The 13,274-nt window shown below is 70.8% G+C and carries 12 protein-coding genes and 1 pseudogene; 7 read left to right on the top strand and 6 right to left on the bottom strand.

Annotated features, from left to right (window positions below; all coding sequences use genetic code 11):
• A pseudogene (locus CF8_RS22980) lies at window positions 1–362 on the bottom strand (hypothetical protein); the annotation flags it as partial.
• 64 nt (window positions 363–426) lie between these two features.
• Here CF8_RS22980 and CF8_RS06950 point away from each other — a divergent pair.
• Window positions 427–921 carry an SRPBCC family protein gene (locus CF8_RS06950; protein WP_010832417.1) on the top strand — a complete coding sequence of 165 codons (495 nt, stop codon included), beginning with the start codon at window positions 427–429 and terminating at the stop codon, window positions 919–921.
• Here the strand turns inward: CF8_RS06950 and CF8_RS06945 are convergent.
• A complete protein-coding gene (locus tag CF8_RS06945) occupies window positions 897–1,850 on the bottom strand; it encodes a helix-turn-helix transcriptional regulator (protein WP_010832416.1) in 954 nt (317 codons plus the stop codon). The genes CF8_RS06950 and CF8_RS06945 overlap by 25 nt on opposite strands.
• A gap of 235 nt (window positions 1,851–2,085) precedes the next feature.
• Between CF8_RS06945 and CF8_RS06940 the strand changes: the two genes are divergently transcribed.
• Both CF8_RS06940 and CF8_RS06935 read left to right on the top strand, forming a co-directional pair.
• Window positions 2,086–4,509, top strand: coding sequence for a helix-turn-helix domain-containing protein (locus CF8_RS06940; protein WP_010832415.1), 2,424 nt, complete (start codon window positions 2,086–2,088; stop codon window positions 4,507–4,509).
• Between the two features lie 4 nt (window positions 4,510–4,513).
• The gene (locus CF8_RS06935; protein WP_010832414.1) at window positions 4,514–5,383 is read left to right on the top strand and encodes a DUF6929 family protein; all 870 of its coding nucleotides are present in this window, start codon (window positions 4,514–4,516) and stop codon (window positions 5,381–5,383) included.
• On the opposite strand, the gene CF8_RS06930 is transcribed toward CF8_RS06935, so the two are convergent.
• Together CF8_RS06930 and CF8_RS06925 are read right to left on the bottom strand one after the other, a co-directional pair.
• Complete coding sequence (locus CF8_RS06930; protein ID WP_010832413.1) at window positions 5,384–7,189, bottom strand: 3-hydroxyacyl-CoA dehydrogenase family protein; 1,806 nt, start codon at window positions 7,187–7,189, stop codon at window positions 5,384–5,386.
• 88 nt (window positions 7,190–7,277) lie between these two features.
• The gene (locus tag CF8_RS06925; RefSeq protein WP_010832412.1) at window positions 7,278–8,450 is read right to left on the bottom strand and encodes a 3-hydroxyacyl-CoA dehydrogenase family protein; all 1,173 of its coding nucleotides are present in this window, start codon (window positions 8,448–8,450) and stop codon (window positions 7,278–7,280) included.
• A 108-nt stretch (window positions 8,451–8,558) separates the two neighbouring features.
• Here CF8_RS06925 and nucS point away from each other — a divergent pair, with 108 nt between their 5' ends.
• From nucS to CF8_RS06905, 4 genes are all read left to right on the top strand, one after another.
• Window positions 8,559–9,245, top strand: coding sequence for an endonuclease NucS (gene nucS, locus CF8_RS06920; RefSeq protein WP_010832411.1), 687 nt, complete (start codon window positions 8,559–8,561; stop codon window positions 9,243–9,245).
• A 154-nt stretch (window positions 9,246–9,399) separates the two neighbouring features.
• Complete coding sequence (locus CF8_RS21435) at window positions 9,400–9,936, top strand: DUF952 domain-containing protein (RefSeq protein WP_010832410.1); 537 nt, start codon at window positions 9,400–9,402, stop codon at window positions 9,934–9,936.
• Window positions 9,937–10,001: 65 nt separating this feature from the next.
• On the top strand, window positions 10,002–11,861 hold the full coding sequence (locus tag CF8_RS06910) for a right-handed parallel beta-helix repeat-containing protein (protein ID WP_010832409.1): 1,860 nt from the start codon (window positions 10,002–10,004) through the stop codon (window positions 11,859–11,861).
• A complete protein-coding gene (locus CF8_RS06905) occupies window positions 11,842–12,402 on the top strand; it encodes a hypothetical protein (protein ID WP_010832408.1) in 561 nt (186 codons plus the stop codon). Before CF8_RS06910 ends, CF8_RS06905 begins: the two co-directional genes overlap by 20 nt.
• Before the next feature lies 1 nt (window position 12,403).
• Here CF8_RS06905 and CF8_RS06900 read toward each other — a convergent pair whose 3' ends face one another.
• On the bottom strand, window positions 12,404–12,598 hold the full coding sequence (locus CF8_RS06900; RefSeq protein ID WP_036490460.1) for a hypothetical protein: 195 nt from the start codon (window positions 12,596–12,598) through the stop codon (window positions 12,404–12,406).
• Window positions 12,599–12,649: 51 nt separating this feature from the next.
• The gene (locus CF8_RS06895) at window positions 12,650–13,264 is read right to left on the bottom strand and encodes a histidine phosphatase family protein (RefSeq protein WP_084622810.1); all 615 of its coding nucleotides are present in this window, start codon (window positions 13,262–13,264) and stop codon (window positions 12,650–12,652) included.
• Window positions 13,265–13,274 lie beyond the last annotated feature (10 nt).

Below are 13,274 nucleotides of genomic sequence, written 5' to 3'. Positions count from 1 at the left end.
CGGCCGTCGACGCGGGCGCGCACGCAGGCCATGGCATAGCGGCCGTCCTCGAGGATCTCGGTGACGTGGCGGATGTCGTCGGGCTTGCTCATCTTGGCGGCCGCGGTCTTGGACGACTCGTAGGCGTCCAGGGCGCGCTGGTAGTCGGCGTTCTCGCCGGCACCGAGGTCGCGACCAGCCATGTCGATGTCGAGGTCCTGCAGCTCCACGCCGAGGGCGGTGACGTCCTCCTCGGCCAACCGCTTGACCGGCTCGAGCTCCGCCTCGGCCTTGGCCAGCTGCCGCTTCTTCGCGGTCTGCCCGGCGGTCACAGCCGCCACCACGAGCCCACCCAGCACCACGAGCAGCAGCACGATCTCCATGCCCGCAGCCTACGCGGGCGCTCCACGTCGCGGCGGCGCACAGGCTGCCTGCCAGACTCCTCGCATGGCAACCGACGAGCGCTTCGAGGTCACCCGCTCCTTCCCTCATCCCCCAGCCGACGTGTTCGCGGTCCTGTGCGATCCTCAGGGCCACGTCGCCATCGACTCGTCGGGCATGCTCCAGGACGCCGAGGGCGATCCGGTCTCCGCCGTGGGCGACTCGTTCGTCGTCCACATGGATCGCGAGGCGCTCGGCGACTTCGACATGGGCCAGTACGACGTCACGGTGACGATCCGCACCTTCGAGGCCGACCGCGAGATCGCCTGGACGGTGCTCGGCCGCCTGCGGCCGCAGATCGGCCATGTCTTCGGCTACCGGATCGAGCCGACCGACGGCGGCGGCAGCCTGGTCACGTCCTACTACGACTGGTCCGACATCGCGCCGCACTGGCGGGAGGCCGGCATCTTCCCGGTGCTCTCCGAGAGCGCCCTGAAGGCGACGCTCGGCATCCTCGAGCGCACGGTGCGCCGCGGCTACCCGCTCGTGGCCGCCCGCTGAAGCCGCTCCCCCAGCTCGGCCGCGACGGTGGCCAGCTCGGGCGGTTGGAGGAACTCGCAGTCCAGGCCCGTCATCACGCAGTGGAACGCGAGGTACTCCAGTGAGTCGATGCCTGCCTCCAGCAGGGTCGTCGACTCGTCGATCGCCGTCAGGGTGACCCAGCGCGTGCTGACCTTCGCCGCCACCTCCTCGAGGCCCGCCAGCACGCGCACCTGGGCCTGGTTGCTGTACGGCGCCCGGCTGATCGCGTTCTGGACGTACTCCGACGGGTCGGGGTGCTCGCGGAGCGTGAACCGCCAGGTCGACGGCGTCACGGCGCGCATGCGGTCGAGCCGGAACGTCCGCCAGTCCTCCCGGTCGACGTCCCACGCCATGAGGTACCACCGCCGGCCGGTCGCGACCAGCCGCACGGGCTCCACCCAGCGCTCGCTCGCAGCGCCGTCGCGGGCGTCGTAGCCGAACCGCACCCGCAGCAGGTCGCGACAGGCCTTGGCCAGGGTCAGCAGCACGTCGCCGTCGACCAGGTCCGCGTTGCTGCTCAGCGTCTCGGTCGACTGGTGGATCGCCTTGACCTCCGAACGCAGCCGCGGCGGCATCACCTGGTCGAGCTTGGCGAGGGTGCTCAGGGCTGCCTCGCTCGCGCCCGTGACCGTGCCGCCGGCCGCGAGGCGCAGCGACACCGCGATGGCCACGGCCTCCTCGTCGTCGAGCAGCAGCGGTGGCAGGTCCTTGCCACGGCCGAGCTGGTAGCCGCCGCCGAGGCCCTGGGTCGCCAGCACCGGATAGCCGAGGTTGCGCAGGCGGTCGACGTCGCGCCGGATGCTGCGCGTCGTGACGCCAAGCCGCTCGGCCAGCTCGGGGCCGGTCCAGACCGGTCGCTGCTGGAGGAGGGACAGCAGGCTCAGCACCCGCTGGGTGGTGTCGCTCATGGCGTCATGCTGGCAGACAGGGCGGACAGATCCTGTCCGCGTCGCCAGCCGATCGGCACAAGCAGGCCGCGGGCTCACCCCCGCGAATCCCGCGGCCTGCTGTCTGCGCCGGCGGGTGGACTGTCCCCTGTGCGGTCCACACGCCTCGGCTGCAGGACTAGGTTCTCGCGCTCCGGAGGGCCCCGGCATCGGTAGTCCTACCTATTCAGTGGCGCATCACCGATAGATTCGCCCCGTGCTCACCCCATGTCTCGGTCGCGAGCAGACCCAGGCTCGTCTCGCGACGGCGTTGGCGGCCTCGCGCTGGGTCAGCATCGTCGGCCCGCCCGGCAGCGGAAAGACCCTGCTGGCACGACATGCGGCCGCCCGGGGCCACAGCACGTGGGTCAACGCGCGCGGGATGCTGCGCGCCGACGAGGTGCTCTCGGCCTGCCTGGACGCCCTCGACGTCCCGCCCACGCCCGGCGACTCCCCCGAAGGTGCCCTGTGCCGGGCGATGGACGGCCTCGACTCGCTGCTCGTCGTCGACGGCCTCGACCTCGATCCGGGTGTCCTGGGCCCGACCTTCCAGCAGGTCATGTCGTCCACCTCCGAGGCCCGGCTCGCCGTCACCTCGGTGACAATGGCCGGGCAACCGGCCGAACGCGTCGTGCGCGTCGCCCCGTTCATGGTCCCGCGCGACCACGAGCCCCTCTCGGGGCCGGCCGTCGACCTCTTCCTGCACCGCGTGGAGGCCGCCGGCGGACACCCCGTCGACCTCGAGGCGCACGCGGACGACGTACGTCGCCTGCTGCACGCCACCGGCGGGCTGCCGCTGCTCATCGAGCAGATCGCCGTGCAGATCGCGCTCGTCGGCGTCACCAACGTGGTGCCGACCGCCTCGCTGTCCGAGGCGGTGCACGGGTCCTACGAGCTGCTCGACGACGACCAGCAGCTCTGCTTCCGGCGACTGGCGCAGATGACCTCGCCGGTCTCCATCGACGTCGTCGCCGAGATCACTGGCGTCGACCGCGACCGGGCCAGCCTGCTCGCCGGCGGCCTGGTCCGCCGCAGCCTCCTGGAGCTGATGCCCGACGGCCGCTTCGACATGCTCACCCCGATCCGGCGCCACGGGCAGTTCCTCACCGCTTCCACCGACGACCGGGAGCGGGCCAACCGCGCACTCCTCTCGTGGGCCGATCGCATGGCCCCGGCCGACCACAACACCGGCGCCGCCGACGCAGGCTGGCTGGTCGACCTGCCGGTGATGCGGGCCGCGATCGCGGCGGCCTGCGCAGCGCCGGAGACCCGTGACCTCGGTTATGCCCTCGCCAACCGCATCTTCTCGTCCCTCTACACCTCGATGCGCGCCCGCGAAGCGGTGGAGATCCTGGAGGCCACCCTCGTCAGCGGGGACGGCCCGGCCGAGATCGGCGCCTCCGTGGCTCGCCGCGCCGGCATCGCCGCCTCCGAGGTCCGCGGCACCTACGAGGGACTGTGGCTGCTCGACCGCGCGGACGAGCACGCCCTCAGCGCCCCCGACCCCGACGACCAGCTGGCCAGGAACGCCTCCATCCGCGCCGAGATGCACCTCGACGCCGGCGCCCTCGTGAAGGCCGAGGCCGAGGCCCGCCGCGCCCTCGACCTCGGTGAGACCACCGTGATCACCCGGCAGGCCGCGCGCACCCTGGCCGACGTCCAGGTCTCGAGGGGTGCGTTCCGCGACGCGACCGTGACGCTCACCGACCTCCTCGCCGCGCGCGACCACAAGGACGAGCGCTGGATCTCGCTGTCGGCGCGCACGCTGCTCGCCCGCATCGCACTCGAGCAGGGGCGCCCGACGGAGGCCACGTCCGCGGCCAGGGCCGTCGTGGCCGATGCCCGGGCGATCGCCGAGGACCGGGTGGCGCTGATCGCCGAGACCCTCCTGCGCCACCTCGACCCGGACTTCACCCCGGTCGAGGTCGACCGCGAGTCCCTCCCCTGGGCCGTGCGCATCCCGGTGCTCGCGCAGGACGCGCGCGAGATGCTGCGCGCCGGCGACCAGCAGCGAGCCGCCGGACTGGCCGCCGACGTGGTCGTGCTGGCCGACAGCACCGGCCTCGGCCGCGACGCCGTCGAGGGTCGGCTCCTGCTCGCCCGCGCCCTGCTGGCCAGCGGCGACCAGGACCAGGCCATCACCACCTTCCTGGCCGCCCTCGACCGAGCGGCGGAGATGCCGATGCCGCTGCGCGCCGCCGACGCGCTCGACGGCCTCGCCTGGATCGGCCAGCAGCGTGAGTTGCGCGACGCCCGCACCCTCGCCGCCGCCGCCGTTGCCCTGCGCGCACCCCGCCAGGCAGCGTCCTGGGGCTATGCCGCCGACCAGCCGCTGGGCGTCGGCCGCTCCGTTCCGACTGGCTGGATCGTGGACAACGACTTCACCCCGGCCGGCGTGGAGGCCGTCGTCGGCCTCTTCTCCGGGGCGACCGGTCCCGCGACCGGGAGCGTGCTCGACCTGCTCAGCAACGCCGAGCGCCAGGTGGCCGAGCGGGTTGCACTCGGGTTGACCAGCCGCCAGATCGCGGCCGACCTGTTCATCTCGCCGCGCACCGTGGACGCACACCTCACCCACATCTACCGCAAGCTCGACATCACCACTCGCGCCAAGCTGGCCGCTCTCGTCGTCGACCCGGGCTGAGCGCGTGCGCGTCGAGGTCACCGCGACCCGTCGACTCACCTTCGACGACGGGAGCCCGGTCCGCGCCGCGTCCGCGATCGTGTCGTACGGCGATGGCTGGCTGATCACCCAGGACGACTCGACGCTCGGGGCGCACTGGCGCCCGGGCAGCGTCCTCCCGCTCCGCCTGCTGGACCCCGTCGAGGGACTCGACACGTTCGCCTCGGCGGACGGGAGCAAGCACCTCAAGCCCGATCTCGAGGCAGCCTGCGTGCTGCCCGACGGCACCGTCCTGCTGCTCGGGTCGGGATCGACGCCCGCCCGGCGGCGCGGTGTCCGGCTCTCAGGGCAGGAGGCGGTCGTCGAGGACCTGACCGCCCTCCTCGGTCGGGTGGCCGTGGCCCTGGGTGTGCCGCACGACGTGCTCAACCTCGAAGTTGCCTGCCTGGTCGGTGACCGCCTGCGCTGGTTCCACCGCGGGCTGCCCGCAGCGGGATGGCCGAGCGCGAGCGTCGACCTGCCCCTCGACGTACCCCTGCACGAGGCGAGCCCGGACGGCGTCCTGCGCTACGACCTCGGCACCGTGGCCGGTGTCGGGCTCGCCGTCACCGACGCCGTGGCGCTCGGCGAAGGGCTGGTGCTCGTCAGCGCGGCCGCGGAGGACTCCCCCAACACCTACGACGACGGACCGTTGGTCGCTTCCGCCCTGGTCCTGCTCGACGGCGACCGCGTGCTCGACCGCGCCCAGGTCCCCCTCCTCGACGACCGGATCGCGAAGATCGAGGGGCTGGCCGTCGTGGACGAGACAGGGTCGGGCGCACGGCTGGTGGCGACCATCGACGCCGACGACCACACGAGCCCGTCGCCCGTGCTGGAGCTCAGCGTCGGCTGGTGATCAACGCTGGGTGTAGTCGCGGAAGCCGCGCTGGGTCTTGCGACCGAGGTAGCCCGCCGTGACGAGGTGCTCGAGCAGCGGGGCCGGGGCGAAGCCGGGCTCGCGGAACTCGAGGTAGAGCTCGCGCTGGATGGCCAGCGACACGTCGTTGCCGACGACGTCGAGCAGCTCGAACGGGCCCATCGGCAGTGCACAGCCCTGCTTCATGGCGGTGTCGATGTCGTCGGCCGTGGCGTAGTGCGCCTCCAGCATCTTCACCGCGTCGTTGAGGTAGGGGAAGAGCAGCGCGTTGACGATGAACCCGGCCCGGTCGCCGCAGGAGACGGCAACCTTGCCGACCTGGTCGCACAGGGCACGGACCGTCTCGGCGACGTCCTCGGCGGTGGCGACCGTGGAGACGACCTCGACCAGCTTCATGATCGGCGCCGGGTTGAAGAAGTGCATGCCGACGACGTCCTGCGGCCGCGCGGTGGCCTTGGCCAGCGCGATCACGGGCAGGGACGAGGTGGTGGTGGCCAGGATCGCGCCCGGCTTGCAGATCTCGTCGAGGTTCTCGAAGAGCGTGGTCTTGATCCGCAGGTCCTCGGCGATCGCCTCCACGACGAGGTCGACCGTGGCGAGGTCGTCGAGGGAGGTGCTGCCGGTGAGCCGGCCCAGCACCTCGGTCTTGGTGGCCTCCTCGAGCTTGCCGCGCTGGATCGCCTTGTCGAGCGAGCGCTCGATCGTGGCGCGCACGCCCTCGACCTTGGCGTCCGAGCGACCGACGTACACGACGTCCAGGCCGCTCTTGGCGAAGACCTCGACGATGCCGGCGGCCATGGTGCCGGTGCCGACGACGCCGACGGTGGCGATCGGGCGCCGGAGCTGGGGGACGTCGTCGGCCGACGGCGTGTGCACGTCGGCGACGACGGCGGAGCTGTCGACGCTCTCGTAGGTGTAGAAGCCCTTGCCGGTCTTGCGACCCAGCAGGCCCGCGGTCACCATCTGCTTCAGGATCGGCGCCGGGGCGTGCAGCCGGTCGCGGCCCTGCTTGTACATCGTGTCCAGGATCTCGTACGCCGTGTCGAGCCCGATCAGGTCCAGCAGCGCCAACGGACCCATCGGGTAGCCGCAGCCGAAGCGCATGGCCGCGTCGATGTCCTCGCGGCTGGCGTACTTCGTCTCGAACATCGAGGCGGCATGGTTGAGGTAGCCGAAGAGCAGCGTGTTGGCGATGAAGCCCGCCTTGTCGCCGCACACGACCGGGTTCTTGCCCAGGGTGCCGACCAGGCCCTCGACGTCGGCCAGCACGGCGGGCTCGGTGACGACGGTGCGGACGATCTCGACGAGGTTCTGCACCGGCGCGGGGTTGAAGAAGTGCACGCCCACGACCCGGCCCGGCCGCGTGTTGGCGGTGGAGATCTCGGTGACCGGCAGCGAGGAGGTGTTGGTGGCCAGGATCGCGTCGGGCTTGACGATGTCGTCGAGCCGGCGGAAGAGGTCCTTCTTGATCTCAAGCGACTCAATGACCGCCTCCACCACGAAGTCGGCCTCGGCGAGTGCCGACAGGTCGGTGGCGAAGGAGATGCGTCCGAGGATCTCGGCCTGGTCCGCCTCGGACATCTTGCCGCGCGACACCGCCCGGCCGGTGGAGTGCGCGAGGTGGCCGCGGCCGCGCTCGACCGCCTCATCGCTCAGCTCGACACCGATCACGCTGAAACCGTTGCGGGCGAAGACCTCGGCGATGCCGGCGCCCATGGTGCCGAGGCCGATGACCCCGATGGTGGTGAAGGTCCTCGGAGCGCGCTCAGATGATGCAGTCGTCATGCGGGCAGCATGCCATGCACGTACGGGCGCGCAACGAGGTCCCCTGGCCCGCACGGAGCGGGCCGAGGGGACCTCGAACGGCTACTTGTCAGTAGGTGCGGAAGCCCTCGCCGCTCTTGCGACCGAGCTTGCCCTCGGCCACCAGGGTCTCCAAGGTGGCCGCCGGCGCGAAGCCCTTCTCGCCGAACTCGGCGAAGAGCTCCTGCTGGATCGCCAGCGACACGTCGTTGCCGACGACGTCGAGCAGCGCGAAGGGTCCCATCGGGAAGCCGGCCTGCTCCTTGACCGCGTCGTCGATCTCGTCGATCGTCGCCGCGCCCGACTCGACCAGCTTGACCGCGTCGTTGAGGTAGGGGAACAGCAGGCAGTTGACGATGAAGCCCGACCGGTCGCCGCACGAGACCGCGACCTTGCCGACCTTGGCGCACAGCGCCAGCACGGTCTGGTTGACGTCGGCCGAGGTGGCCTCGGTCGTGACGACCTCGACCAGCTTCATGATCGTGGCCGGGTTGAAGAAGTGCATGCCGATGACGGCCTCGGGACGCGAGGTGACAGCGCCCAGGGCGGTGATGGGCATCGAGGACGTGGTGGTCGCCAGGATCGCACCGGGCTTGCAGATCCGGTCGAGGTCCTTGTAGAGGTCGGTCTTGATCGCGAGGTCCTCGGCGATCGCCTCGACGACGATGTCGACGTCCGCGAGCGCCTCGCGGTCGGTGGCACCGGTCAGGCGGGCGAGCGTGGCCGCCTTGGCGTCCTCGTCGATCCGGCCCTTCTCGACCAGCTTGGACAGGCCCTTGTCGATGAAGGCGACAACGCCGGCGATCTTGTCCTCGCCGCGACCCACGAAGACCACGTCGTAGCCGGCCTGGGCGAAGACCTGGACGATGCCGGAGGCCATGGTGCCGGTGCCGACGACGCCGACGGTGGAGATCTCCTGCTTCAGCTCGGGCGCGGTCGCGCCGGCCGCGTCACCGGACGCGGCGAAGGTGCCGTCCTCGGTCGCCAGGGTCGAGATCACCTGGGCCGGCTGGTGGAGCGGGTCACCCGAGTCGAGGAACCGAGCTGCCAGGCCCGCGCGCACGGCGGCGGCGCCCAGCTCGTCGACGACGGTCAGCGGTCCCTTCGGGTAGCCGCAGCCGAAACGCATGGCGTTGTCGATGTCGACGGCCGAGGCGTAGCCCGCCTCGAACATGCGGGCGGCGTGGTTGAGGTACGGAAGGACGAGCGTGTCGTGGATCTGCTCGTTGGTCAGCTCGGTCATGCGGCAAAGTGTGACATCGGTTTACACCGGCGGGTAACCCGTCCCACCTGAGACGTCGATCACCCGGGAGTCGGGAGCCGGCTCGAGGTGACTGTAGATTCACGCCCCGTGAGAATCGTCGTTGCGCGCTGCCAGGTCGACTACGCCGGGCGGCTGACCGCCCACCTGCCGATGGCGACCCGGGTGCTGATGATCAAGGCGGACGGTTCCGTGCTCGTCCACTCCGACGGCGGGTCCTACAAGCCGCTCAACTGGATGTCGCCCCCGGCGACCTTCCGCGAGGGCGCCACCGACGACGGGCAGGTCGAGTGGACCGTGACGGCGGCCAAGACCGACGACACCCTGCGCATCCTGATCGAGGAGATCCACAGCGACTCCAGCCACGACCTCGGCATCGACCCCGGCCTGCAGAAGGACGGCGTCGAGAAGCACCTCCAGGAGCTGCTCGCCGAGCATCCCGCCACCCTGTCCGACGGCCTGACCCTCGTCCGCCGGGAGTTCCCCACGGCGATCGGCCCGGTCGACCTCATGTGCCGCGACGACGCCGGCCTGAGCGTGGCCGTGGAGATCAAGCGCCGCGGCGACATCGACGGCGTGGAGCAGCTGACCCGCTACCTCGAGCTCCTCAACCGCGACCCGCTGCTCAACAGCAAGGGTCCCGTGCGCGGCATCTTCGCCGCCCAGGAGATCAAGCCGCAGGCCCGCGTCCTCGCCACCGACCGCGGGATCGCCTGTGCGCTCGTCGACTACGACCTGCTCCGCGGCATGGACGACTCTGAGCACCGGCTCTTCTGAGCCTCGCCAGAACTTCCACTCGCACGAGCGGAAGTTCATCCGCCGTCGAGCGTGCGGACACTGATCCCGGGCTGCATTTCCACTCGCACGAGTGGAAGTTCATCGGCGGCGAGGGCAGGGCCGCACGGCCCGGCCTGACCGCTACCCTCGCCCGGTGACCTCACCCCCAGACAGGCGGATCTACCACATCGCGACGCGCACCGACTGGCTCGAGGCGAGGCGGACGGGCGCGTACACGACGTCCACCGCGGGTCGCACCCTCGACCAGGAGGGCTTCATCCACGCCTCGCGTCGAGAGCAGGTGCAGGCCGTCTTCGAGCGCTACTACGCGAAGGCGGGCGAGCCGCTCGTCCTGCTCGTCATCGACCCCGCGCGACTCGAGTCCGAGGTGCGCGTGGAAGAGGTCGGCGACGACACCTACCCGCACGTCTACGGCCCGATCACGCCCGCAGGAGTGGTGGACGTGCTGCCGCTGGACAAGCGCGGGGGCACCGAGGCGTTCCTGGCCATCTATTCCCGCGAGATCGCCGTCCGGGTCGGCCTGGCCATCGTTGCGATGCTCATGGCGTACGGCGGAGCGGAGATCGGCGACGCCGTGTCGGACGCCGAGGGCGCCCCGCTGGTGGGAGCCGTCGCCGGGCTCGCGCTGGGGCTGGCGCTGATGGCCGTGGTGCTGCGCCGCAGGGCCTGATCACGTCGGACATAACCTGACGCCGAATCAGGTCGTTGACCCACCGACGAAAGGTGGGCCAACCGATGACGCGCTCCCAGCCCAGGTCAATTGCCATCGCGATCGCCGCGCTCCTGTGCCTGGCCGGTGGCCTGCTGGCGCTCTCGGGGGCACCCGCGTCGGCACACGAGGAGCGCCCGGCCGTCTTCCCCGACGGCTCCGGCTCGGTGCCGACTTTCCTGGGGCTGGACAATCCGCGCCAGCGCGTGGTGTGTCGGCCCGACAGCGACGAACGCATCGCGCGCATGAAGGCGGGCGCTCTGAAGCGGCGCAACCAGTCGCTGCTGCGGCAGTGCGAGTTCCACTCCATCCAGGACGCCATCGACTCGATCAGCAGGCGTCGCACCTCGATCTACGTCCTGCCCGGGCGCTACGTCGAGGCCAAGCACGCCTCCTCCGCTCGCAGCGACTACTGCTCGCACCTGCGGACCGAGTCGAACGACCCGCTGGACGCCTCGCAGTACATCGGCAGCATCGCCTCCAGCCTCTCCGCGGAGGAGGCGGCCGACGCCGGGGAGAGCAACCCGATCGCGCTGTCCTACGCAGACCAGCGGCGTTGCGCCCACAACCTCAACCTGATCGCGCTGTTCGGCGACCGCACGCCCGCCGACGACGACATCGCCTGCGACAGCCACTTCTGCGGCACCCAGGTCGTGGGCACGGGACGCCGGATGACCGACGTGCTCGTGGACAATCGCTTCAGCAAGCTCAACGCGTTCCGCGCCGATCGAGCCGGCGGTGTCTACCTCCGCAACATGACGTTCCAGCAGGCCGAGTTCAACGCCGTCTACATCCTCGAGACCGACGGCTTCGTCGTGGACCGGGTGCTGACCCGCGGCAACGACGAGTACGGCGTGCTGGCGTTCGCGAGCGACCACGGCCTCATCAAGGACTCCGAGGCCTACTACAACGGTGACTCAGGGATCTACCCCGGCTCGGGCAGCGACCTGAACGGCGACAACCCCGACTTCGAGGTCTCCCGCTACGCCATCGAGATCCGCAACAACCGCAGCCACCACAACGCGCTGGGCTACTCCGGCACGGCCGGCAACTCGATCTGGGCCCACCACAACAAGTTCTACGCCAACGCCACCGGCATCGCGACCGACTCGCTGTTCCCCGGACACCCGGGCCTCCCCCAGGACCACGCGCGCTGGAACCGCAACGAGATCTACAGCAACAACATCAACTGGTACGAGAAGTTCGTCGACACCGGTGTCTGCGCGAAGCCGATGGAACAGCGCGGCTACCTCGACGGCACCGTCTGTCCGGTCATCCCGACGCCGGTCGGGACCGGCGTGCTCATCGCCGGAGGCAACTTCAACTCCACGGACCACAACTGGATCTACGACAACTGGCGCTACGGCACCATGCAGTTCTGGGTGCCCGCCCCGCTCCGTGACGAGTTCGACCCGCAGAAGCTCTTCGACACCTCGCACGGCAACCGCACCTTCGACAACCAGATGGGACTCGCGAAGGACGGCACCATCGCGCACAACGGCTCGGACCACTGGTGGGACGACCAGGGCACTGGCAACTGCTGGGAGGGCAACGCCTACTCCCGAGGCGCGCAGACCGACAACTTCACGATCCAGCCCCCCGGGTGCGCCGACGGCGGTTCGGTGCTCACGCCCGGGCTCCCGGTCAAGGACGCCGGGTTCTTGACCTGCAGCCAGTACGACCGCAACGACGAGGTCCTGCGTCACCCACCCGGCTGCGAATGGTTCGACACCCCCGCCAAGCCGACCGCGGCGGCGCCTGCGCGGGCCACGTCGCAGCCGGCCGGACGGAAGGTCGCGCCCGCGGCGCCGTACCTCGGGGTGCTCCCCGGGCTGCTGTTCGTCGCCGGGCTGGGGATGGTGCGCCGTGCCAGGCGTCGGTCGTAGGCGACTCGCCGGGCTGGTCGGCCTGCCGGCCGCGCTGCTGCTCGCGGGCGGCGTCGCCGTGGCGACCACCGGCAGCAGCGAGCCCGGTCACCTGCGGGCCATCGGGCCGGTCTCGGTGACCGGCACCGAGGGGACCGGCGTGTTCGAGATCGGCGACCGCACCATCCGCCAGGTCCGGTACGCCGACCGATCGGCGCTCGCCTACAGCTTCGTGCTGCACAACGGGACCGGCGACGACACGCACCTGCACTCCGACGCGGCAGACCAGACCGGCACCCGGCTGTTCCACTTCGCGGGGCTCACCGCCGACGGCGCGAACGCGTTCGTGGTGCCGGCCGGGGAGTCACGCAGCGTGACCCTGACGCTGACCATGAGTGGGTGCGAGACCCTCGCTGCGCGCTCTGGAAGCTTCTACGACACCGTGGTGCTGCGCACCGAGGACGGAACGGTCGAGCTCGACCTGCCCGAGGAACTGCACACGGGCTCACCGCGGGAGGCCGCGTGCCCCGACTCGACGGCCACGTCGCGACCGCAGGGATGACTCAGGCGGCCTTCTTGCCGGCCTTCTTCATCTTGGACTTCTTCACCTTCACGAGCTTGCGCTTGTGCACGGTGTAGCCGTCGGGCAGCGTGCCTTCCTTGAGCATGCGCAGGGGGCAGCGGTTGCACTTCGTCCTGGAGACGCAGCACTCCTTCTTCGGAAGCTTCGCGACCTTGCCGCTCTTGCCCTTGCCCATGATTGGCACGATACCCGAAGAAGGCTTGCCTTACCTAAGGTGTCCCGCACCTCACATCGGGAGCTGCTCGCCCGCCCAGGAGCGCACGATCCAGCCGTCCGCGTCCGCGGCGAGCTCGACCACGCCGCAGTTGGCCAGCGGTCGCGACAGCGGGAAGCGACGCTCGAGGTTGCGTGCGAGGTTGGGGATCGCCGTACAGATCGCGCCGCCGTGGCTGATCACGAGCACGGCCTCGCCGCGGTAGCGGTCGGCCGCCTCCTCCAGCACGCCGCACACCCGCGCCACCACCTCGGAGCCCGACTCACCCCCGGGGACCGGCGTGTCCAGCCTGCCGTCGATCCAGTCGTCGAAGACGGGCCGGAAGGGATCGGGGTCCGCCGGCTGTCCGGCGTGCGAACCGACTCCGAGCTCGCGGAGGTCGTGCCGGACGGTGACCCCGACGCCAAGGCGCGCGGCGATGATCTCGCCCGTCTGCACGGCCCGCGACATCGAGCTCGTGTAGACGTGGGCGATCCGCTGCCCCGCGAGCGCGTCCGCCAGCCCCAGTGCCTGCTCGCGCCCGAGCAGGCTCAGGCTGCCGCCGGCGTCGGAGAGCAGCTCGGACTCGTAGTCGGCTTCACCGTGCCGGGCCACGAACACCCGGGCCGCACATTGCAGGTCACCCATGCAGGCGACC

Origin of the sequence: Nocardioides sp. CF8, from assembly GCF_000389985.1 — a bacterium.
Taxonomy (GTDB): domain Bacteria; phylum Actinomycetota; class Actinomycetes; order Propionibacteriales; family Nocardioidaceae; genus Nocardioides; species Nocardioides allogilvus.
This window is presented reverse-complemented; position numbering and strand designations above follow the sequence as displayed.